The sequence below is a fragment of the Chryseobacterium hagamense genome, from assembly GCF_007991455.1.
Taxonomy (GTDB): Bacteria; Bacteroidota; Bacteroidia; order Flavobacteriales; family Weeksellaceae; genus Chryseobacterium; species Chryseobacterium hagamense.
In genome coordinates, this window is the sequence record NZ_BJYJ01000025.1 from 32,291 (window position 1) to 55,268 (window position 22,978).

Annotated in this window: 16 protein-coding genes; 9 read left to right on the top strand and 7 right to left on the bottom strand. The window is 42.2% G+C overall.

Annotated features, from left to right (window positions below; translation table 11 throughout):
- The first annotated feature begins 56 nt into the window (after nucleotides 1-56).
- The 6 genes from CHA01nite_RS16610 to CHA01nite_RS16635 all read left to right on the top strand — a co-directional run bounded on the left by CHA01nite_RS16610 (nucleotide 57) and on the right by CHA01nite_RS16635 (nucleotide 6,472).
- Nucleotides 57-623, top strand: coding sequence for a YceI family protein (locus CHA01nite_RS16610; protein WP_146943407.1), 567 nt, complete (start codon nucleotides 57-59; stop codon nucleotides 621-623).
- Nucleotides 624-702: 79 nt separating this feature from the next.
- Nucleotides 703-1,338 carry a YceI family protein gene (locus CHA01nite_RS16615; protein WP_146943409.1) on the top strand — a complete coding sequence of 212 codons (636 nt, stop codon included), beginning with the start codon at nucleotides 703-705 and terminating at the stop codon, nucleotides 1,336-1,338.
- An 83-nt stretch (nucleotides 1,339-1,421) separates the two neighbouring features.
- Nucleotides 1,422-2,063 carry an alpha/beta hydrolase gene (locus CHA01nite_RS16620; RefSeq protein ID WP_146943411.1) on the top strand — a complete coding sequence of 214 codons (642 nt, stop codon included), beginning with the start codon at nucleotides 1,422-1,424 and terminating at the stop codon, nucleotides 2,061-2,063.
- A gap of 109 nt (nucleotides 2,064-2,172) precedes the next feature.
- Nucleotides 2,173-3,516, top strand: coding sequence for an ammonium transporter (locus CHA01nite_RS16625; RefSeq protein WP_146943413.1), 1,344 nt, complete (start codon nucleotides 2,173-2,175; stop codon nucleotides 3,514-3,516).
- A gap of 586 nt (nucleotides 3,517-4,102) precedes the next feature.
- Nucleotides 4,103-5,521: an L-serine ammonia-lyase gene (locus tag CHA01nite_RS16630; RefSeq protein ID WP_146943415.1), complete on the top strand. Its 1,419-nt coding sequence runs from the start codon at nucleotides 4,103-4,105 to the stop codon at nucleotides 5,519-5,521.
- 492 nt (nucleotides 5,522-6,013) lie between these two features.
- On the top strand, nucleotides 6,014-6,472 hold the full coding sequence (locus tag CHA01nite_RS16635; RefSeq protein ID WP_146943417.1) for a hypothetical protein: 459 nt from the start codon (nucleotides 6,014-6,016) through the stop codon (nucleotides 6,470-6,472).
- 509 nt (nucleotides 6,473-6,981) lie between these two features.
- Here CHA01nite_RS16635 and CHA01nite_RS16640 read toward each other — a convergent pair.
- The 7 genes from CHA01nite_RS16640 to tsaE form a co-directional block, all read right to left on the bottom strand.
- A complete protein-coding gene (locus CHA01nite_RS16640; protein WP_146943419.1) occupies nucleotides 6,982-7,827 on the bottom strand; it encodes a prephenate dehydrogenase in 846 nt (281 codons plus the stop codon).
- A 282-nt stretch (nucleotides 7,828-8,109) separates the two neighbouring features.
- Nucleotides 8,110-10,401 carry a cation:proton antiporter gene (locus tag CHA01nite_RS16645; protein WP_146943421.1) on the bottom strand — a complete coding sequence of 764 codons (2,292 nt, stop codon included), beginning with the start codon at nucleotides 10,399-10,401 and terminating at the stop codon, nucleotides 8,110-8,112.
- A 334-nt stretch (nucleotides 10,402-10,735) separates the two neighbouring features.
- On the bottom strand, nucleotides 10,736-11,446 hold the full coding sequence (locus CHA01nite_RS16650) for a LytR/AlgR family response regulator transcription factor (protein WP_146943423.1): 711 nt from the start codon (nucleotides 11,444-11,446) through the stop codon (nucleotides 10,736-10,738).
- Entirely contained in the window at nucleotides 11,424-12,194 is a 771-nt protein-coding gene (locus CHA01nite_RS16655; RefSeq protein WP_146943424.1) for a histidine kinase, read from the bottom strand. The genes CHA01nite_RS16650 and CHA01nite_RS16655 overlap by 23 nt, the downstream gene beginning before the upstream one ends.
- 112 nt (nucleotides 12,195-12,306) lie before the next feature.
- A complete protein-coding gene (locus CHA01nite_RS16660; RefSeq protein ID WP_146943426.1) occupies nucleotides 12,307-12,678 on the bottom strand; it encodes a hypothetical protein in 372 nt (123 codons plus the stop codon).
- Complete coding sequence (locus tag CHA01nite_RS16665; protein ID WP_146943428.1) at nucleotides 12,678-13,871, bottom strand: alanine dehydrogenase; 1,194 nt, start codon at nucleotides 13,869-13,871, stop codon at nucleotides 12,678-12,680. The genes CHA01nite_RS16660 and CHA01nite_RS16665 overlap by 1 nt, the downstream gene beginning before the upstream one ends.
- Before the next feature lie 79 nt (nucleotides 13,872-13,950).
- Nucleotides 13,951-14,358 carry a tRNA (adenosine(37)-N6)-threonylcarbamoyltransferase complex ATPase subunit type 1 TsaE gene (gene tsaE, locus CHA01nite_RS16670; RefSeq protein WP_146943430.1) on the bottom strand — a complete coding sequence of 136 codons (408 nt, stop codon included), beginning with the start codon at nucleotides 14,356-14,358 and terminating at the stop codon, nucleotides 13,951-13,953.
- Between the two features lie 872 nt (nucleotides 14,359-15,230).
- Between tsaE and CHA01nite_RS16675 the strand changes: the two genes are divergently transcribed.
- The 3 genes from CHA01nite_RS16675 to CHA01nite_RS16685 all read left to right on the top strand — a co-directional run.
- A complete protein-coding gene (locus CHA01nite_RS16675) occupies nucleotides 15,231-16,274 on the top strand; it encodes a T9SS type A sorting domain-containing protein (protein ID WP_146943432.1) in 1,044 nt (347 codons plus the stop codon).
- A gap of 78 nt (nucleotides 16,275-16,352) precedes the next feature.
- Entirely contained in the window at nucleotides 16,353-18,182 is a 1,830-nt protein-coding gene (locus tag CHA01nite_RS16680) for a SpvB/TcaC N-terminal domain-containing protein (RefSeq protein ID WP_170234757.1), read from the top strand.
- 325 nt (nucleotides 18,183-18,507) lie between these two features.
- Nucleotides 18,508-22,978: toxin TcdB middle/N-terminal domain-containing protein (locus CHA01nite_RS16685; protein ID WP_146943436.1), on the top strand; the 4,471-nt coding region annotated here is incomplete at its 3' end.

The window sequence follows — 22,978 nt, forward strand, 5'->3', positions numbered from 1 at the left end:
TCGGTTAACTACATTTGCATCCGTAAATAAAGAACAAGTAAATAACTTTTATTCAAATGAAAAAAATATTTTTATTAGCCGTATTGGCCAGCGGACTTGCATTCGGACAGGCAAAAAAAGTAGTAAGCTCCGACGTGCAATGGTGGGGATACAAAATCGCTAAATCCGAAGCCAGCTCTCACAACGGTACCGTGAAAGTAAAATCCGGAGACCTGGTAATGAAAGGGAACCAGCTGGTAGGCGGGACTTTCGTATTGGATATGACTTCCATCAACGCAACAGATCTTTCCGGGGAATATCAGCAGAAGCTGAACGGTCACCTGAAAAACGGAGATTTCTTCGAGGTTGAAAAATACCCTACCGCGACTTTCAAAATTACAGGGGTAAAGAAAAACAACGATAAAGTTTATAATTCTTTAGTAACCGGTAACCTGACGGTAAAAGGAAAAACCAACGCCATTTCTTTCCCTGCAAAGATTACCTATGCAAACGGAACTGTAAGTTTAATGTCTAATAAATTCTCTATCGACAGACAGAAATTCGATGTGGCTTATAAATCTACCATGCAGGATGTTCTTGTGAAAGATGATATGGATTTGCTCGTAAAGGTAACGGCTAAATAATTTAATCAAAAAAAGATTGTTAAAAGTGTAGAAGTTCTACACTTTTTTTTATTTTTGTTGAATTGTAATATAAAAAAGAATGAAAAGATTACTATTGTTTGCGATGATGTGCATAGGGATGTCATTTGTTTTCGGGCAGAAGAAAGGAGATAAAGTGGTAAAAGTAACCTCATCGGAGATCAGATGGTGGGGATATAAAGTGGTAAAAACAGTTCCTACGACCCATTCCGGAACGATAAAGCTGAAAAGCGGAAAGTTCACCTTCGATAAAACGGTTCTGGTAGACGGAGAGTTTGTGATCGATATGAAATCGATTATGGCCGGAGACGTTTCAAGCCAGGATGAGGATATGGTAAAACTGACGAATGATCTTAAAAGCTCCAACTTTTTCGACGTTAAGAAGTTCCCGCTTGCCAAATTTCATTTAACCAAAATCATTCCTTTGGCCAACAGCGATTATAATTCTACGGTGTACGGAGATGTAACGATCAAAGGCGTAAGAAAGACCATTACTTTTCCTGCCAATGTATATATCACGCAGTTTACGGTAGTTATCGAATCTGCTAAATTCTCATTGAACAGAAGGGATTTCAAGGTATTCTATCAGTCTTCACTGAAGGATTATTTCATTAAAAACGAAATGGATATCCAGTTCAAGCTTTCAACCGCCGTGTTGGATAATGAGAACAGGACCCCTGTAAAAAAGAAAAAATAGGGCAGCAGTATTATAAACGATAAGAATGAGCGGTTTTTCATAAAGCCGCTCATTTTTTTGTCCGAATTTTTTAATTTAGTATCATGAAAATATATGTCGTTAGCGGATTGGGCGCAGATTTCAAAGTATTGGAAAAGATTCAGTTTCCAAAGCGCCATGAGGTAGTTTTTATAGACTGGCTGATTCCTCTTCCCAATGAGGAATTTCCGGATTATGTAAAAAGGATGGCTGAAAAAGTGGACGATTCGGAACCGTTTTATCTGGTAGGGTACTCCTTTGGAGGATTAATGGTTCAGGAAATCAATAAACTTAAGCCGGCACTGAAGGTCGTGATTCTCGGAAGCATCAAATCCGACAAAGAAAAATCACGTCTGATAAAGACCGGCCAGCTCACCAGGATCCCGAGACTTCTTCCGGTTACCTTTTTTAACGAAAAAACAACCAATATGTATTCCGTCATCCGTAAGTTCTTTGATCCGCGGAATCCGAAGGTCCTGCAGTATTTCCGGGTACGGGATCCGTATTACCTGAAATGGTCTGTTGAAAAGATCTCCGACTGGAAATTCGACGAAAATCCGGAAGTAATTCAGATCATGGGTGATAAGGACATCGTCTTCCCGATCAGGAATTCCAGACCTGATTATGTTATCGAAGGAGGAAGCCATTTATTCCCTGTTACCAAATATAAAGAAGTAAGCACCATTTTGGATGGGGTACTGCAATGAATTTTTCATTTAATTTTAAATTTATATTAAAATTAAGGGGGTTGAATTTAAATTAATTCTGTTTTTTAAAATTTATTCTTACTTTTGAAGGGGTAAAACATAAATATTTATGACAGTAGGTTTAAAATGGATCGTTTCATTCTGCCTGATCGCTTTAGTAGCGGTAGGCGGATTGTTTTGGAGCCCCATTACAGATTTTCCGAACACGGGAGAATTTCTGAGCGAAGATAAAATTGTCGGTGCGGATGTGGCCTGGATTCTGGCGGCTGCCGGCCTGGTTCTTCTGATGACGCCCGGGCTTTCTTTTTTCTACGGCGGAATGGTCGGGAAGAAAAATGTAATCTCTACGATGCTGCAGAGCTTTATTGCCCTGGGTGTGATCTCCATGCTATGGGTGGTGGTCGGATTTTCCCTTTCCTTTGGTGATTCCATCGGCTTTACCATCAACGGCGAACACTACGGAATCATCGGGAATCCTTTGAGCTATCCGTTTTTCAGCAGGGTAGGCGTTCTGCCGCATAAAGCGATGGCCTCTACCATTCCTTTTATCCTCTTTGCCCTTTTCCAGATGAAATTTGCGGTGATCACACCGGCACTGATTACCGGTTCTTTTGCAGAACGGGTACGCTTTATCTCTTATCTTCTGTTCATGGTGCTTTTCAGCATCTTTATCTATACGCCGCTCTGCCACATGGTCTGGCATCCGGACGGCCTTCTGAATAAATATTTCGGCGTGAAAGATTTTGCCGGAGGAACCGTTGTGCACATGAGTGCCGGTTTTGCAGCTCTGGCGGGAGCGATGGTGGTAGGCAACAGAAAAAGGCCTCACCATGAACCGTCCAATATTTCGTATGTGATGCTGGGTACCGGAATGCTCTGGTTTGGCTGGTTCGGATTCAATGCAGGCTCCGCTTTGAGTGCGAATGCCACAGCAGCTACGGCTTTCGGGACAACCACCATCGCTTCAGCATCCGCCATGATGACCTGGATCTTTTTCGACCGGATCAACAAAAGAAAAGTTTCTGCCATGGGTGCCTGTATCGGTGCCGTAGTGGGATTGGTTGCGATCACGCCGGCCTGTGGCTTTGTATCGGTTTCGGAAAGCCTTTTCATCGGTTTCGTTGCGGCTATTGTTTCCAACCTGATGGTGAACTGGAAAGCACTGAAAAAAATCGATGACACCCTGGACGTCTTTGCCTGTCACGGGGTAGGCGGAATTATGGGGATGATCTTAACGGCTATCTTTGCCCACGGTGAAAATGCCAGTCTGCTCCATGGAGGCATCGTTGTTTTTGCCCATCACCTGATAGCACTGCTCCTTGTTTCCCTTTTTGCCTTTTTCGGTTCTTTGCTCCTGTATAAAATTACCGACAGCATCATTACCCTGAGGGTCTCCGAAGAATCGGAAGACCTGGGGCTGGACATTTCGCAGCATGAGGAGAAGCTTTGCTAGAAGTGAATGGTCAAGGGTGGATTTTTGAAAAGTGAATGGTCAATTTTGCTTTGCAAGTGAATGGTGAATCGTATATGGCAGATGCGGTTGGAAAAACGCAAAGTCGCAAGAGGTTTTTGAATGCTTATGTTTAAGCCGCAAGGATTTATCATTGATAAAATTGAGGACCGCTGATTCCTAAAGCATAAAATTTCAGAGATTAATTATTTGTGGTATAAAAATTTGACAGTGTCAAATTCTTTGCGCCTTAAAGCGTTATCACTTAAAAAAAATGAGTCTTTGCGCATTCCAACAAGATAATGATCTTAAAAGGTCTGAAGAAAAATTTTTCGCCGCAATTCCCCTCCGAAAGTCGGAGGATGGTGAAAACATAAAATTTTTGACTGGATTGCTTTTTGGAATGAATGGTGAATGGTGAATTTTGTTTTGCAAGTGAATGTCCGGCAATTTACAATTGATTATTTAACTGAAGAAATTAACCGCGCAGCGAATTGACCATCCATCATTGACCATTTTTTCACTGCCTGCTTTTGCATCTCAATTTATCGTGTATCTTTGTGTTCAGGAAAAATGATGAATTTTCTATATGGAATCAATATCGGTTTTTGAGATTATAAAAGTAGGAATAGGACCTTCCAGTTCGCACACCATGGGTCCATGGAACGCCGCTTCGGCATTTATCAGGATTATTAAAAGAGAGCGGTCGATTGCTGAAGTGAAGGAAGTTTTCCTCGAATTCTTCGGGTCACTGGCCAAAACGGGAATCGGACACGGAACCGATATCGCAGGAATGCTTGGACTGAACGGTGAAGATTTCCGGACTATTGATACGACAAAGATCGACGAGAAGATCGAAACCATTAAAAACACGCAAACCATCAATCTGGGGGGCGAAAAAGAGATTCATTTTGTCTACGGGCATCACCTGGTGCTGAACATGCAGAAATCGCTGGAGTATCATCCGAACGGAATGATTTTCAGAGCTGTTTTTGAAGACGGAACCGAGCTTGAACAGGATTTTTATTCAGTGGGCGGTGGTTTTATCATGAGCCAGGAGAAAAAATCCATCGATAAGCATTGTGTCCGTACCTTATATCCCTGCCACAAATCCTCAGATATCGTCAGGTACTGTGAAAAACTGGGCCTCAGCAGGATTTCCGACCTGATCTTTATGAACGAAGAAAGCTGGAGATCCCGGGAGGAAACGAGAGCTGAAGCGCTTTATATCTGGCAGCAGATCAAAGAATGCATTTACAAGGGGGTTAATAAAGAAGGGGTCCTTCCGGGCGGCCTGAATGTTTCGCGAAGAGCAGCCGGGATCAACCGGAAATTGCTGGGCGATAAAATTTACAGAAATAAAGAAGAATGGTTCCGCCAGGTGGTGGAAGCCGAAGAAAACTTCACCAATATCAACAAATGGATTTCCTGCTTTGCATTGGCCGTTAATGAGGAAAATGCGAGCTTCGGAAGAATTATCACCGCTCCCACAAACGGGGCGAGCGGCGTTATTCCCGCCGTTCTGATGTATGCCCAGGCATTTACCGATTGTACCAATGAGGAGGATATCGTACGGTTCCTGCTCGTAGCAGGAGAAATCGGGACGCTGTTCAAGAAAAACGCGACCATTTCTGCGGCGATGGGCGGCTGTCAGGCAGAAGTAGGGGTGTCATCAGCCATGGCGGCAGCAGGCCTTACCGAAATTCTCGGCGGAAGTGTAGGCCAGGTTCTGATGGCAGCAGAAATCGCCATGGAACATCATCTGGGATTAACCTGCGATCCGATCAGAGGCCTGGTGCAGATCCCATGCATCGAAAGAAATACAATGGGAGCCATTAAAGCCATTACCGCAGCCAATATTGCTCTGGAAAGCGATCCTGCGAAAGCAAAAGTAACCCTGGATGAGGTCATCCAGACGATGTGGGAAACCGCTTTATCAATGAACGACCGGTTCAAAGAAACATCTGAAGGCGGACTGGCCATTGCAGTGAATGTCCCGGAATGTTAATTTAACGTGAATTCGATTGTATTCAGTTCACAGTCAGATATTTAATTAAAATAAAATTAAGGCGGTTTTATTCACGATTTTAAATAGAATGATTTCTGGCAGAATGATAAAAGATGAGGTTTGATCATCAGGAACTTTGATCCTTTTTTTGACAGAAAAACTCCCGGCATCCGGCATCCGATTCTGTTCTAAGCCGTTCTTCGTGACCTTTTGAGCTATTTGTTATTTTGTGGTTTTAAATAAAACAGATATTTTTGCCGGAAATTTTATTGAAACCATGAAAAAGATTTTACGCTTTTACTTACCGTAGCTTCGTTGGCTGCTTATTCGCAAATTGCTATTCCTGCAAATTCGTCCAGAGGAACAATCGTTACCAAAAACAATACAACCATTGAATAAAGGGACCTGAAATATGAACAAGGGAAGGTTACCTATAAAAATGCAAAAACCGGAATTGAAGAGTTTTTGTATGATAATTCCGTAAAGAATTTCATGGAAAATACAAACCCTGGAAATACGGGATCTGCTGAAAACACCTTAGCACCCCCTGTTTTGAGCACTGAAAGGAAAGAGGAAAAGCTGACTTCCGTATCAGAAATCAGAGGCTATCTCAGACAGAATAACAGCAGTTATAAATCAGGGAGAACCGTTAGTAATATCGGGAGCGGACTGATTATCGGCGGTGGGGCTGCCTTTCTGATCGTAGGGCTTTCCAATGTTTCAAAAGCGGAGAAATCTACCCTGTCCTCAGGCCCGGCAAAAAAAAGTTCCTCAACGCCTCTTATCTGCGGAATCATCGCCATGGCAGGAGGGGGCGTCATGAAAATTGCCGGTGGCGCCCAGATGCGGAATGCAGTGAAAGAATATCAGAATGCGGATGCCCGGAAATTTTCACCTGGCTATTATGTACTTAATGATGGCAATGGCATAGGAATGCTGATGAAATTTTAGAATAACGTGAATTCGACTGTATCCACATCATATTCAGCCGATTATTTAATTCAAAAATAAAAATGAGAGTGATTTAGTCGGGATTTTAAATAATACTCATTTTGCCGGAACAAATACACGGTTTATGCTTCTGATAGTATTTTATCCTATTCTGTACCAAGCCCTCCTTTCAGGACTTTAAAAACAAGAGAAATCCGTCCATGATTGAAAAAAAAGGCCGGTTATTCAGGATTGAATAAGAACTCCTCTGATAAAGCGATAACCTATTCAGTTTGATGATCAGGACCTTTGATCCTATGCCTGACAAGAGAAACTTCCGGCATCCAGCTTCCATCTTCCAGCCTTTATTTACGGTTTGTACCTCGAATTCACGTTAAAATACTTACCATAATAGAAATCTCTCACGGCTCTGGTCAGGAGAGATTTTTTATGAATCTGTATGGTTGTTCGCTCAGAAAACCTGCCGGTAGGGCAGGATAAAGTAAAAAAATAAATTCCGGATCAATAAACTACTTATCCAGAATTCCCCGGATTTTATTCGCATTGGCAATTAGTTCACCCAGATACTCGAAATTTTCCTTTTCCAATGCAGATTTAAATTTTCTCAGCTGGGAAATATGCTCATTCAGGACATCCAGTACGTTTTCTTTGTTCTGCCGGAAGATCGGTACCCACATCTCCGGATGTGATTTTGCAAGACGGACGGTGCTGGAAAATCCCGAACTGGCCAGCTGGAAGATGGTTTCTTCTTCCCGTTCCTTTTCCAGCACGGTGTTGGCTAATGCATAGGAGGTAATATGGGAGATATGGGAGATATAGGCGGTATGTACATCATGGCTTTCTGCGTTCATATAGATCAGGTGCATATCCAGGCTTTCTGCAATCCGTTCTACCAAACGGAGAGCATCCGGTGCAGATTCTTCCCTGTTGCAGATCACGCCGGCCTTTCCTGAGAAACTCTCTGAAACAGCCGATTTCGGACCGTTGTCTTCGGTTCCCCACATCGGGTGGAAGGCAACAAACCTGGCCCGGTTAGGATGATCTTTCACGGCATTTACAATTCCTGATTTTGTAGAACCGGCATCCATCACGGTCTGGTGTTCCGAGACCAGATCCAGCACTTTGGGCAATAGTTTTTTAGCCGCATCTACCGGAACGGCCAGGATAATAAGGTCCGAGCTTTTAATTCCTGATTCCAGATCAGCCTTTTCGTCGATGATATTTAAATCCAGCGCTTCGGTTAGATGCTTTTCACTCTGATCTATTCCGTAAATAAAATCCGCTATTCCTTTAGTCCTTAATTTTAAAGCCATCGATCCGCCGATCAGTCCGACCCCTATAATACTTATCTTCATCGTTTAAATCTTAAATAAAAAGCCCCGTCCGGAGACGAGGCTGATGGTATTGATATACAAAATCCTTATCCCAGAGCTGAGGTAAAAATTCCGTAATAATATGTTCCGTTGTTTGTAATCACAAGGCGAAGATAGATATTTTTTTTTAATTGAAAATTAAAAAAGCGAATGGTGAATGGTAAATTTTGCTTCGCAGGTGAATTTTTTGAGCAATTTAAAATTTAACCATTCACAGCGCAGCGAATTTCCAGCAAAGCGAATTGACTTTTCACCATTCACATTCTAAGGATTAGAGATAATCAACGTCGAAGGAATATCCGACAGCCATAAACTCTTGGTGTCGATCAGGTTTTTCCAGCTTTTGCTGCTGATCAGCATGAGATCCTGGGCATCCAGAAATTCTTTCTCGATCTGTTTCTCGTTATAAAGGGTGATGTGGTTCGGGGCTACCTGTTCGATGCTGCGGATAAGTTCTTTTACTTCGATATTGCTGCGGATCTGCCCGGCGACGTCCAGGATGATAATCTGCGAATTGTTGTTGTTGATCAGCCGTTTGGCATATTCCAGCAGGTAAAAATCGCTTAAATTGAAGATCGGAATAAAAACACGGTCGGCGGAGGTGAAATTCTTTTCCACCAGGATGCCTACGGGAATATTGGTTTTATCTAAAATCTGCAGCGTAAAATCGTCAAAAGGAGAATTGTTGAAGATATTGCCTTTGCCTTTTACGGTGTTCAGCAGTTTTTCGGGGTTGATGATCTTGGTGGTGAAACCGAGCAGCCGTCCCAGGAGGCTGCCTTCATACATCGATTTCCCAAGCATGATCAGGAGAAGATCGTAATTTCCCCGGTTGGTAATATGGGTCAGGTCGTTTTCGACGTCGGTGGAGGCTTTGAAGAGGGTAGTGACTTCAAGGTCCAGCTCGTCTGAGGTTTCGATGACCTGTTTAAACTGTTCCTTTTCAAAATGATTGATATCAAAGGCATGAAGGTCATCCACCGGGGCAATATTCATGGCGGTGACGCTTTTGTTGCCATTCATCTTACGGGTGAAATTATCGGCCAGCTTCAGCAGGGTGCTTCCGGATCCCGGCGTTTCAAAAGAAAGGAGGATCCTGTATCTGGCACCGTCTTCATAATCCTCATCCTCTTCATCCAGAGAAGACTTTTTTCCTTTGAAGAGATAATTGATGAGATCAAGGGAGGGCCCGGTCATAAAAGTGGTGAACAAGGCCATAATCACAAGCATCGCAAAAAGTTCCGGTCCCAGAACGCCTAGGTCATAACCGATATTCAGTACGATAAGTTCGGTCAGGCCGCGGGTGTTCATCAGCGCCCCGATGGTAAGGCTGTCTTTCCAGCTCAGTTTCAGGAATTTTGCCGTCAGCGCACTGCCAACAAATTTCCCGACTACCGCGGTGAGGATAATGAATCCCCCGATTTTCCAGAGATGCGGATCATTCAGCAGCCCGATCTGGGTCCGGAGTCCTGTAAAGACAAAGAAAAGCGGAAGCAGGAGAACCAGAGCCACATCTTCCACCTTTTCCACGAACAGGCTCCTGAATTTCACATTCTCCGGCATAATCGCTCCGGCCATAAACGCTCCGAAAAGCGCATGTATACCGATTACCTCAGTAGCGTATGCCGAAATAATCAGGATCAGGAAAAATACCGCCACCATGGCTTTGCTGATGAAGCCCTTTCCTTTCTGGGCTTCGGCAATCCGGGCGAGAAACGGACGTACCGCTTTAATCATGATGAAAACATAAAGAACAGCCATCAGAATAACGAATACCGATCCGGAGAAAGATCCGGCCTTTACAATCGCAATAACGGCTGCCAGGATACACCAGGCAGTAATATCATCTGCCGCCGCACAGGTAATGACCACCGTTCCGATTTTTGTTTTGTGAAGGTTTCTTTCCTGGACAATTCTGGCCAGTACCGGAAAGGCCGTGATGCTCATGGCAATGGCAATAAAAAGGGCAAACGAGCTGAACCGGATGCCTTCCGGCGCAAACTCCTTGTAAATAAAATACGAAAGCCCGACGCCAAGGGCAAAAGGAAAAATAATACTGGCATGGCTGATCACCACTGCATCATGTGCTTTTTTTCTCAGGACGCTCAGGTCCAGCTCCATTCCGACGATGTACATAAAAAGGATCAGCCCGATCTGGCTCAGGAACTGCAGGTTGGGCAATGATTCCTTAGGAAAGATAAGTGCAGAGATTTCCGGGAAATACATTCCGAAGAGCGAAGGCCCCAAAACGATCCCGGCAATCATCTCACCGATTACGGAAGGCTGTTTCAGCTTTACGCAGATCCATCCGAAAAGTTTCGCCACCATAATAATGGTAACGATCTGGGCCAGCAACAGAGCCAGCGGATGATGAAGGTTGACAAGAAATGAATCGGCAAAATTCTGCCACATCGTGCCGCCCGCAGATCTGGCCGGAACAGGATTTTCCCCGATCTCCAGCGTTTTTCCCTCTGCAAAGAACCAGTACATCAGGCATGAAAAAAAAGCGATGGTACTGAAATAGAAAATAATGTTCTTGTATTTCCCGAGATTCATAGTTCGTTTCAATTTTATGTGGGTAAATTTCTTAAGAATATGCGGTTGATGAGCATGAATTTTTTTTAAATGTAACAAACGCTCCGAATAATGTAATAAAAGTCCGGCGAAAGAGATTTTAAGTTTGCACAGGGCCCGTGATCTGCAGGCCAGGTCTTCAGTAAACCACCATTGTACCGGCTTTTGTAATCAATCTGAAAGTCTGTGAATAAAGTGAAATACACTATACTGAACTTACCAATATCTTGATTGTAATGTTGGGTGGAACTGCCGGCATCCGGCTTCCAGTCTATGACCTGATTATGCTTTAAAGGCACCCGTCAATCTTAAGAATCTATTTTCCGAACATTTCCATTAATGAAGTCCTGTAGGCTTCACCGATCTGAAGTTTCATAAAATGATCGTTTTCCAACGCAATAGTGGTAATGATTTCATTGGTCGAAAATGCTTTAACGGAAGACCGGGCGATGATCTCTTTTTTATTTACCTGGGCAAAGTCTTTGGCAGGGAGCATATCGAGAAGGTTTTTAAAATTCAGGTTTTTCAGAACAATGGAAATACCGTCTTTCAGAAGGAGGTCCTTATCTCGGCTGTCAATTTCAGAAGTTCTGATGTAAGCGATCTGGCCGGTGAAAATTACCGTTTTACCGATGTTGGTATTCCATTCAATAAAGTCTTTTTGATAGGTTTTCTGAATCAGGTCCGCCGCCTTTTCAAAAGCCTGGGTCAGCCTTTCGATTTTAATGGGTTTGCGTACATAATCCACAACATTCAGGTCGAATGCTTCCGCAGCATATTCTTTATAAGCGGTGGTAAAGATGATTTTTTTCGAACCGGAAATCCGTTCGGCTACCTGAAGCCCGTTCATTCCGGGCATTTCGATATCCAGGATACAGACGTTGCAGTTGATGCGATCAATCTCACTTAAGAAAATTTCAGGATCGTTGAATGCTTTGACCACTTCCACTTCTTCAATCTGTTCGCACAACAACTTCAAATAGCTGATGGCCAGCAATTCATCATCAAGAATAACGCATTTTATCATAGAATACTCCTAAATTAATTATCAGTTCCGCTGTGAACATCCCGTTTTTTGAAGTTTTGGTAAGGGTATAAAAATCACCATAGATCATTTTCAGCCGCTGGCTCAGCGACTGGCTTCCGAAACCGCTCTTTTCTTTTTCCAGGACATTTTTCAGGGAGGCTTTGTTGCTCACCTTCATGGTAAAGATACGGTTTTCAAGCCCGAGGTGAATGGAGATAAAAGAATCCTGTGCCAGAAAGTCCGTGTGTTTGAATGCATTTTCGATCAGGTCTACCGAAAGGAGAGGGGCAAAAATACGCTCTTCATACACTTCATCGGAAGTATTGATTCTGGATTTGATCCTGAAGTCGAAAAGCGGGTTGATTTTGATTTTGTTGATCTCGATCAGGCTCAACGCGAAATCCAGTTCTTCTTTCGGGCTTACGAATTTGCGGTTGCTTTCATAAAGGATGTAATCGAGTACATTGGCAAGCTTATCCAGCGACCGGTAGGTGTGATAGGCATGCGACTGGACTGAATTCAGGATGTTCTTGAATAAATGCGGATTCAGCTTGGTGCCGATCTGTTCCAGCTGCACTTCATCCAAACGCTGCTGGATCATCTTATTGATTCCCGAAAGCTTGGTATTCCTGCGCCGGATTTTCCGGTTTTCAATAAATAACCAGATGCTGAGCGCCAGGAACAGGAAAATGGCAAATACCCCGAAAAAAATCAGGTAATCATAAATCATGTAGTAATTGCCGTCCATTTTTCAGAATCCGTTATTTAGCCTTTTTTCGTTTAAGCGGTTTTATGTAAACGATGCCTTATCAGTTATAAACATCAGAGGTTTAAGACAAAGTATTTTCCCAGTTAATTGGTTATTTCAGCTTCCTTAAAGAACTCATCGTGGCCTGCTCCTCACATTTTTCAAACGTGATTTCGTATTCAGGTTTGTCCTCAGGGTAGGTCAGGAAATAATCCGGACAGGGTTTTTTCTGCGCATGGCTTTTATCGAAATCGATCTTTCCTTTGGTAATGATGCTGTCCCTTAAAAATTTTTCATCGATTTTCCGGGCGGTCATTTCTGCTTTAAAAGCATCGGAATATTTAAAATCTTTCGACAGCGTTTCTGCAATAACCCGGCTGTTCGGAAGGTATCCGCTGCAGCTTGCGCCTTTTTTGTTCAGTATAAAAAATACGATCACCAGCCCCGGAACAAGGCCGATCGTATAAAACTTGAGTTTCTTCATTAGAAAATTAAAAGATTGATGTCGTGATAGGTAAGCCCGAAACGGTCGCAGATGATTTTTTTCGTGTGCCGGCCTTTGTACATATACAGGCTTTGTTTCATCTCATTTTTGCGTACCAGCATATTTTCGAAGCCGCCTTCTTCATCGTAGTTTAAGATGTAGGAAAGGAAGAAGTTGGAAATGGCTTTGGTGGTAGTCCGCGGCATCCTTGAAGTCAGGTTCGGAAGCCCGCAGTGGATCACACCGTGCTTGATAATGTACGGATCTTCCATGGTGGTAAGTTCCGAAGTTTCGATTACCTTACCGTTATCAATGGTAATATCGATGATGACGCTGCCTTTCTTCATTTTCATCACCATGTCTTCCGTTACGATCGGCGTCATATTCAGTCTTGGAAGGGCTCCGATGACCACATCGGCTCTTCTCAGGGCTTTTTTAAGTTCTTTAGGATCGATAATTGAGGTGGGGACCCTGCTGTCGACCAGTGTGTGAAGCCTTCTCAGCTTGGAAAGGGAATTGTCGAACACCCTTACGCTGGCTCCTAAACCGATGGCTGCTTTAGTGGCAAATTCACCTACAATCCCGGCTCCGATAATCACCACCTCCGCAGGTCTTACCCCGGTGATTCCACCCAGCATCAGTCCGTTGGACAGGGCCAGCAGCTCGGAAGCGTACAGCACGGAGACCGTTCCTGCGATTTCCCCGACCAGCCTTACCAGGGCCAGCTGCCGGTATTCATCCACAATAAATTCAAAGGCAATGGCATTCACCTTTTTTTCCGCCAGCTTCAGGAAGTATGCTTTATCCCGCAGGTTAATCTGCAGAGCCGAAACCAGATAGGTATTCGGGCGCATATAATCGATTTCGTCTTCGGTTGGCGGATTGATTTTGAGGATCAGGTCCTGGGAAAAGGCTTCTTTCGGATCATTGGTAATCCTGGCACCTGATTCCGAATATTGTAAATCTGTAAAAAACGAACCTTCCCCGGCTCCTGCCTCAATGATGAGTTCATGACCACTTTCTACTAAAACCTGCACGGCATCGGGGGTTATACAGGTTCTCCTTTCATTCAGCGAAGTCTCTTTGGGAATTCCTATGCTGAATTGTTTTCCTTTTTTAATGACCTCCAGCTTTTCTTCTTTCGGCATCAGTTCCTCTTCGGTAAAAGGAGTAAAAATGTTTGTAGTACTCATCCTTTAAAATAATTAGGTTCTTACAGATCGTTATTTTACATTCAAATTCAGCAGCAAAGATACATAATATTTAAACGATTTACCCGAATGTGATTTCTCTGTTTTTATCCGTATTGATGATACTCATTTCGTGATACTTAAGTCCATACAGGTCTTCTTCATACACTTCCGGCCACTCGATGATGCAGAGAAAAGCGTTGTCCAGGTATTCTTCAATACCGATGTCGTAGGCTTCTTCAATGTTTTTCAGGCGGTAGAGATCGAAGTGGTATACCTTTCCTTTCGGGGTACTGTATTCGTTGACGATGGAGTAGGTCGGGGAATTCACTTCGTCGGTGCTCCCGAGATTTTTAAGCAGGAACTGGGTAAAAGTGGTTTTTCCTGCACCGAGGTTTCCCTTCAGCAGTAAAATATTGTGCTGTAATTCTGAAATGACCGTTTCCGCAACCGACTGCCAGTCCTCCATATGATGAATCGTAAATTGCATATTTTTAAACAAAGATAATTATTTAGCGGGAATTTGAAGGAGTGATCCGTTTGAGAGGCTGGAAGAGGGAAGGTAGAGGCCGGAAGTTTTTACTGTTGATTTTAAATCTTGGCTATTAATTATCAGTATTTTTTTCTTAAAAAGGAATAATTATATAGTGCCGAAGAAACGAAAATTAACGTGAATCCGGACGTAATCAGCTTATATTCAATAGTCTGTTTGGTAAAAAATAAAAATTATGCGAATTGAATCAGGACTTAAACAGAATAACTTTTGAAAGAACGAATAGCGGTTTGATTGACTTATCAATTCCTTTAATTGTATTTCTGAAAAGAGAAACCTTCAGCATGCTTATCCCAACCTGGCAATCCGGCTTTTTCTTTTGATTTACGTTACATTAATGTTAAAATTAATATATAGCTGTACTTATTTTCAAATTATTTATGTAATATTGGGGTAGGAAGAGATTCAGACAAAAATTTCTTTTTTAATCATTCTTATTGTTTTAACCTGCACCAAATGAAAAAAATAATACCATGAATAAACACTTTCTGAAAAGAATTGTCTTGCTGGGCAATTTCTTTTTCTCATTTACGGTTTTTTCCCAACTTAAAATGTCACCTCCTGAACTATGGGAAAAAATAGATTCTGACACAAGAAAAGCGGCAAAAGGTCCGGACGAAAATCTGCTTAATTTCCACTGCAGCATAAAAGATAAGGTCTTAAAAAAATATATCAGATACAGCCAGCATAAAAGCCATACGTTAACCTTAGTGCATTCATCTAAAGAAGATGGCCTGATATAGAAAGAAGAGGATAAAAATATTTCTTTAAACAATTATAAGTACAGCAAGGGAAATAAAGCAACTGATTTGAGGAAAAGACCCAGCCTATTTTCTTATACAAAGTTTGCTGATACACAGAATCAAAATCAAGACAGCCTTAAAATCCGGTTTGAAGATCAAAATCTCTACGAGTTAATCTTTTATCCTAAAAAAGTAACGGCAAAAGATCTTAATAAAATCCATTCTTACCTTTCCATAAAGTATGGAATCTCTCTGGAAAAAGGCATTTACCATTCAAGCGAAGGAACCGAATTATGGGATCCTGAAAAGCATAAAGAGTACCGGTACAGACCTACAGGATTAGGTAGGGATGATGGAAATGAACTGGACCAGAAACAATCCTGCAATCAGGCCGATCTTTTTTTAACGATCGGATTTAATACCATTTTAAGAACCAACTCAGAAAACCCTGCCATAATTGAAAATAATCATTTTGTCATGTGGTCTGATGACAATAAGGAAATGACATTAAAAAGGGAAAAGGACATGGATGTGCTGGAGCGCAACTGGGAAATTAACTTTTTAGGGAAGAATATACCGAAGACAAATTACAGCGTAAGAATAAAAAAAGAAACTGTTAATCCGGGGTCGCATCCATTATCCTACTGGATGCTTTTAAAAAAGGACAATGGTGAATTTAAAAAGATTCAGGGAAGAGAGAGTGAGCACGATGTGACCTTTGATAAGGTAGAATTTATGGATGCGTTTGATTCGGGTGAGGCAACCCATTTTACTTTTGCTGTAAGTCCGGTTAAAAATGCAGAATCACAAAACAATTCAACCGTAGGATCAGCATCACAATATGGTTTGGAAGATATTTCAATAGATTCCGATAAGATTCTTTTATATCCCAATCCGGTAAAAAAGGAGCAGAACTTTACCATTACTTTCCCTTTGATGGAAGATCTGGCCATTTCCATATATGATGGTGGCGGAAGACTGTTGAAATTAGAGAAAATAAGCTATACGGCTAAATCTTTTACAACCCATCTGTCAATACAGAGTTCTTATCTTATTAGTCTCACACGTAATGGGAAAATTATAAAAACTTTCAAACTAATCGTCGATTAATCCACAACCATGAAAAAGTACAATCATCAAAAGTCTTTTCGTAAAAGGCCGGCTATTCTTTTATGCTTATTCGCCAGTATGTTCATATTGGCAAGCTTTTCAAAAGAAGACCGCCAGAAAGTAAGATCATTCAAATTAAAGATGGTGGAAAAATACATCCATCATTCCCTTGCGGATAATACTGATGAAGTATTGGTTGCTAAACCCCATTTAAAAAATCATAGTATAACAGTTAAAGCAGTAATATCCCAACAAAAAGGGATGATCTCTAATGAGGATTATAATTATGAACCTGAGTTTTTGAAAGAAAATAATGGCATAGCAGCTTCAAATGCTGTATCTTATCCGGCAAAGGAAAAGGAAGGTAGTATCGGCGTATTGTCTGATAAAGAAGAAGACCGCCTGTCCGATAATTTTTTCACTGTGGATGTGTCTCAGAAAGAAGAGGGCGATCGGACTGCTTATCTGGAGTATGACCTGTTCGGGCTGGCTTCACACCAGTCTGTTTCGAGATCGGTAAATCATAATATTGCGATCGGTGGTGAAATTATTGTTCCCAATTCCCAGTGGACCCACCAGAAAGAGCATATAAGTAATGTTCTTTACGGAAAAACCAATACCATTCTCTTTACTGTGCCGGGGCAGGGTATAAAATATAAGGTAAAAAACCTGAAGATTGTTTTTGAGAAAGAGAAAAATCCGGTTTTACCTATATACTCATTGTTATCCGGGGATAAATTATATGTAAAAGGAAGTTATCCCCGTTCGATGAGCCTGCAGATTGATAATGAGGAAATACCTTTGCAGAAAGGAGAATTTGAAAAGATGCTTACCCTTACTGCCGATGAAAAATCAAAAGGTTTATTTTCAATTACCGAAAATGGAAATAAGACCACTTATAAATTGCCGCAGGATACCAGATCTTACAAGACAATTGAAAGTCATTATTTTAATACAAAATGCATTCTTATTACAAACGATCAGGAATTAAGTATTGATTATGAAAAGGCCAACGTCGCCATTCCAAAAGGTTCTTCTGCTGCAGCTTATATTGAATTGCTGAAACTTAGAAGCAAGGATTTTCCCCATACTTCCCAGGGACTGAAAAATGTAACTTTGGAAAATACAGGCTACCGGCTTTCATTAATTTCGGGAAAGCTCAGTAAAAAAGTAAAAATAACAATTCCTTACGACGAAAAGCGTTTAGGACAGCTACACGCAACCGATATTAAAATTTTCAGGTTCGATTATGAGAAAAAACAGTGGATTGCCGAAGCGTCAGCCGTCGTAGATACCAGGACAAAAACAGTAAGTGCTGAAGCGGATGGCAACGGAGATTATATAAGTGGAATTATCTCAGTCCCGGAATCACCTCAGATCAATGCGCTTGTACCCACCGCCATAAGCGGGTTAAAAACAGCTGATCCAGCTGCAGGATTACAGTTTATGGCGCCTCCTGCCGCTAATTCTTCCGGTTCTGCTTCCACATCATATCCTATTGAAATTCCTGCCGGGGTACAAGGGATGGCTCCAAAGATTTCGGTTGCTTACAATAGTGCTTCAGGAAACGGATGGATGGGAGAAGGATGGAATGTTTCCGGTGTTTCGGAGATCACCCTGGACACCCGATGGGGAACCCCTCCGTTTGACCCTTCCTACGAATCCGAAATTTATTTGCTGGATGGGGAAATGCTGATGTACGAAGGGGATTATCTGCCACATAGACATACCAATGGAAATGGAGCAATGGATGTGGCGCGCCAGGCCAGGAATACATCCGGCAAAAAGAATTTTTATCTGAGAAAAAATAATGGTTTTGTAAGAATAGAAAGATACGGAACAGACCCGAAAACTTATACCTGGGTAGTAACCGGTACAGACGGCACAAAAAAAATACTACGGAGGTAACGAAAGCAACGTTAATACAAATGCTGTTGTAATAACCGATCAGAGCAACATTGTACAATGGGGAATTACAAAAGAACTTGATATTCACAATAACAATATAAAATATTACTATGACAATAAGGTATTTCAAGCCGGAGCAGCACCGGCTACGGGTGATAACCTGAATCTGGCGAACGGCAGGCAGTTCCACATTCAAAGGATTGCCTATACGGGAAGAGATGATGATGACGGTCCGTATGAAATTATTTTCAGTTCCGATAACGGGCAAAGGCCGGATTTATCCATTAATGCAAAAGAGGGTGTAAAAAGAGTTGAAGCGGCACGGTTGTCGAGTATTGATGTATCCTATAAATCACCGGGAAGTAATAATGGAATAAGAAAATACTTCTTCGAATATTATACCGGGCCCTTTTACAAAACTTTACTTTCAAAAATTACAGCTCCTGGAGTTACCTATCAGCTGGATTATCATGATGATACCAGTGGTACGATATTCGGTCCGGATAAAACGGTGAATACGCCGGCTCCTGATGCATTCTCAGGAGCAGTAAATTCAGTGCTAAGTCCATCCAAAATCAGTGCAGATAATAGCCTCGAATGGGGTTGGTCGGTCAGGGCAGGCGGCGGATTCGCACTGTTCAAACCACACCGTTCCGGAGATAAAAACTTTATGATTTCCGGATTTTTCGGAGAATCCTATCTGGATAGTAAGAGGGCCATTGAACTCATCGACTTTAACGGAGACGGTGTTGCTGATATCCTGTACCGTAAAAGAAATGGGGATAACGGTATAAAACTGATTCCCGGAAATCTTGATCCGAATGGGAATTTGCAGTTCAGTTCTCCACAGCAGAATGTTCTCAATTTAAAAAGTAATTTCAGCCATACCACCGGCAGTACATGGACCAATGGGGCAACCGTACTGTTTAACTGGTGGAAAATGGGATTTGATTTTACGAAATCATGGTCAAGAACCAGAACCAATACCCCGGTCTACCTCATTGATGCCAATTCAGACGGACTTCCTGATGTGGTAAAAGATGATAAAGTTTGGTTCAACAGGATTAGTACAAATGGTCAGCCGGAAATGGTAACGACCAGTGATCTGACTGAAAATATGGTGATCAAAGGAAATATACCGGCACCTTATACCGAGCCTGAAGAGGAAGATGATGCTGAAGATGAAGCTGCAAGGGGAAAAAATGATGTGGTAAAAGTATGGATCGCACCGAAGACCGGTTACATTAAAATTTCCGATGTCATTTCCATGGCAGATCCTGTAAAGGAAGCGGTGGCTGTATACTCAATCGAAATACTGAATCCTACCGATCTTCCGAAGAACGGACGGCTCTATTTAAAGAAACTGATAGGTACCAACCCTCCTGTTTCGGTAAATATAGAGCATTACAACGACTATAATGGTATCCCTTTGGGAATAAACACGTCTGACAGGATTTTAGTTAAATCCGGCGAAAAGGTATATTTCAGGCTGCATAAAAAGAAAGGGCTTAATTATGTAGTCAACACAAGTCCTACGGTAACCTATACGGATGATAACGGTAGTGCAATTGCGGATACCCCTGAAGAAGAGCAGGACGGATTTCAGCCCAATGCCCTGAAATACGAAGAAAAATTCTTCCTGAACAATCTTACCAAAACCCTTGCTTTTCAAAGTTACGGGAGTGGACAAATAGACATTCCGGGATTTACGGTCCCTCATTTAAATGATGAAGTAACGTATAAAATTACCTTGTCTAAAAATGATATTGCAGATCCGGCAACCGATATCCAGGTATTGTATTCCAAAACCTACGGCCAGAGTACCGGACCTGTAGCTATTGATCCTGTGAATCTTAATTTTTCGGCATTCCCTCTGGTAGAATCACAACTGAAATTTATTGTAGAAACGGACTCGTATGTTAATAAAAACCTGGAATGGAAAGACATTCATGTAACTAACAACGGTACAGGCACCGTTGAAACGCATGATATAGCCATTTATCCTTCCTATTTCGTATCCGATATGAAAAGTAAGTTTCATGTCGCCGATTTAAGCAATGTACCGCAGGGAACAAATTTTTATGCCATTTCAATTAATAAAACAGGTTCTTTTACTCCTTCCGTAACGGGCAGCTTCATGTATGCCATTAAGAAAAACGGACTAGTTGTCGAAAAAAGAAAAGTAGAGATTAAACCCTCCGGAATTTTCGAATACACTCTATTCGGAGCGGCCATTCCAAGCCTGAGTCCCATTGCGTTTTATAACGGAGATCCTTCGCAGCCCGTCCAATTGTCTGACAAGATTAATATCCTTGTTTTCTGTGCCACTCCACAGGATCGTGCCGCCTATGAATCGTTGAGATCACAGCTTCAGGGCAAAGCTTTCAATATATATTATGGAAGCAGTAACCAGTTTGCGGGTTCGACTACTGAAACATCTGTTAATACATCAGAGTTTAATGCCATCAGCGCGGTTTATCACAATTGGGGGCAGTTTATTTATAATGAGGCGAGAGATATTAAAAAAGGAGATAACCCTCTTGATCCACCTTACAACGATCCAAAGGATGGCCCGACAGGACCTACACCATCCAATGGGCCGGACTATGTTCCAAACCCAAATACGCCGAAAGATCAATATGGGGCACTTATTAACAGTGAGTTTCTGGATTCCCCGTTTGGTAATTTCAATCATAATTTCAATTCGTGCGCAGGGATTACCAATGCAGATGATTATGCAAATTGTGTAGGCGATATCCTTCAGGCGGATTTCCAGAATATGGCCAATACCAACATATTGGCTGGCATGAGCCCGGTAATTCCACTTATTGTTTATAATCTGAAAAAAGATAATAAGTTTATACAGAAATGGGTCAACGGAATGTTTACAGAACAGTATTCAATGGCATCGAGCTTCCGTGATGAAGAAAGTATGACGCCATTCTTTGTAAGCGATGATCCGGACGAGCCGGACACCGAGGTACAGGGGAATGATAATACGGCCATGTATGCGATAGAAAAAAGACAAAAAAGCAAGTCGAAAACAACGAACTTCGGTATAGGAATTCCGGTCATTTCAACCTCTGCTTCTCAACTCAGAGACTATGGCAACATCAATACCCAGGACTTTTTTGATGTAAATGGCGATGGCTATCCGGATATGCTTTACCGGACGCAGGCACAGCTTACGAATTCACTGGGCGGACTTCTTGGAGTGCAGCCCAACCTCGAAAACAACGGGGATTCCCCGATCTCTTCCGCCGACAGCTTCCAGAGGACCAATACCATTGCCTTTACCAATACAGCGGTGAAAACGGTAGCGAGAATGATAAGCAATAAAAATGCTGATGCAAAAGGTGATGAATCGAGCCCGTGGTCCGGTGGTTTAGGTTTCTCGAACTATCCGAATTCCTACGACAAAGGCCTGAAATTCTGGGCCGACATTAACGGAGATGGACTGGTAGACCGCGTTGATAAAATTGGAAATGAATTTAAATACAGGCTCAATTACGGGACGGGACTTACTTCCTATGAAAATTTTACAGGACTGGATACGTATAACTCCAAACCCGTGGGAGCTGCTTCGGTTAGTATCGGAGGAGGACTTTCAGGATTAATCTCTCAGACATCAACCTTCAGTTCGGGATTCGGTATATCAGGTAACTTGACGGCCTCTTCGTCTACAGGAACCTCCAAAAAAACTTTCCAGGATGTAAATGGTGACGGGCTGGCCGATATCGTAAGCGTGGAAGATAACGGCAATGCCAATGTAAGCTATAATATGGGAAATAAGTTTGCTGCTCCCGAAGCTTTATCAAAGCAGGGCGCCATCGTAAATTACGCCAATGAAAGCAGAAATTACAATGGAGCTTTTTCATTGAATGTCGGCTATTATCTTAACATACCAACCATTACATTATTTGGTATCACCATTTTGTATTTAAGAGCAGGAATAGATGCTAATGCGAACTTAGGCCTGACCATATCTGAAGTCAATAAAGCTTTGCGGGACATCAATGGCGATGGGTTCCCGGATCTGGTAGTTAATACCGGAAGCGGACTTCAGGTAAATTACTCCAGAATAGGACGAACCAATAAGCTTTCCAAAGTTACTGAACTGAAGAGCAGAGGTTCCTTTACCATCGATTATGAATTTTCCAGGCCGTCGTATGAAGATCCGCACGCAAAACTGGTAATGCGTGAAGTTAAAATTCTAAATCCTGATGTAAACTCGGACACCTATACCCAATCTACTGCCGGTAAAGATCAGGTCATTCGTTTTAAATACGATAAATCCAGATACGACCGGAGAGAAAGGACCTCCTATGGATTCGCTACCGTAACTTCGGAAGAAATGAACGGCACATCGGTATATCGTCAGACGGTACAGACTTTCTACAACAGCACTTATTTTAATAACGGACTGGAACAAAAGACTGAAGTATTTGCCAACGGTACCTTAAGCAGCAGTACGGTTAAAAATTTCAAGTTATATAATTACAACAGCAACCACACCCAGATTTCAGAAATCCCGGCTGCGCAGTTTGAAACGTATGATGTCGGAGGAACACAGGGAAACAGGACTGCCTTGGTAAAATTGACAGGTACAGGCACAACCCGTATTGAAGGAGGTGTTGCGCTGACAACCAGTGACGTAATGTCCTATAACGACAAGGGCCAGCTTATCAATTACCAGTATAACAGCAATGTGGCCAGCGGAAACTATTCTTCCGAAATTTCCTATCATAACTATCCTTCACTTACCGCCGCCAATATTCTGGATATCCCCGCAGATA

Excerpts from the sequence above, each read along its gene's own strand:
- CHA01nite_RS16610 (WP_146943407.1), top strand. The coding sequence starts at position 57 with ATGAAAAAAATATTTTTATTAGCCGTATTGGCCAGCGGACTTGCATTC.
- CHA01nite_RS16615 (WP_146943409.1), top strand. The coding sequence starts at position 703 with ATGAAAAGATTACTATTGTTTGCGATGATGTGCATAGGGATGTCATTT.
- CHA01nite_RS16620 (WP_146943411.1), top strand. The coding sequence starts at position 1,422 with ATGAAAATATATGTCGTTAGCGGATTGGGCGCAGATTTCAAAGTATTG.
- CHA01nite_RS16625 (WP_146943413.1), top strand. The coding sequence starts at position 2,173 with ATGACAGTAGGTTTAAAATGGATCGTTTCATTCTGCCTGATCGCTTTA.
- CHA01nite_RS16630 (WP_146943415.1), top strand. The coding sequence starts at position 4,103 with ATGGAATCAATATCGGTTTTTGAGATTATAAAAGTAGGAATAGGACCT.
- CHA01nite_RS16635 (WP_146943417.1), top strand. The coding sequence starts at position 6,014 with ATGGAAAATACAAACCCTGGAAATACGGGATCTGCTGAAAACACCTTA.
- CHA01nite_RS16640 (WP_146943419.1), bottom strand. The coding sequence starts at position 7,827 with ATGAAGATAAGTATTATAGGGGTCGGACTGATCGGCGGATCGATGGCT.
- CHA01nite_RS16645 (WP_146943421.1), bottom strand. The coding sequence starts at position 10,401 with ATGAATCTCGGGAAATACAAGAACATTATTTTCTATTTCAGTACCATC.
- CHA01nite_RS16650 (WP_146943423.1), bottom strand. The coding sequence starts at position 11,446 with ATGATAAAATGCGTTATTCTTGATGATGAATTGCTGGCCATCAGCTAT.
- CHA01nite_RS16655 (WP_146943424.1), bottom strand. The coding sequence starts at position 12,194 with ATGGACGGCAATTACTACATGATTTATGATTACCTGATTTTTTTCGGG.
- CHA01nite_RS16660 (WP_146943426.1), bottom strand. The coding sequence starts at position 12,678 with ATGAAGAAACTCAAGTTTTATACGATCGGCCTTGTTCCGGGGCTGGTG.
- CHA01nite_RS16665 (WP_146943428.1), bottom strand. The coding sequence starts at position 13,871 with ATGAGTACTACAAACATTTTTACTCCTTTTACCGAAGAGGAACTGATG.
- tsaE (WP_146943430.1), bottom strand. The coding sequence starts at position 14,358 with ATGCAATTTACGATTCATCATATGGAGGACTGGCAGTCGGTTGCGGAA.
- CHA01nite_RS16680 (WP_170234757.1), top strand. The coding sequence starts at position 16,353 with ATGTTCATATTGGCAAGCTTTTCAAAAGAAGACCGCCAGAAAGTAAGA.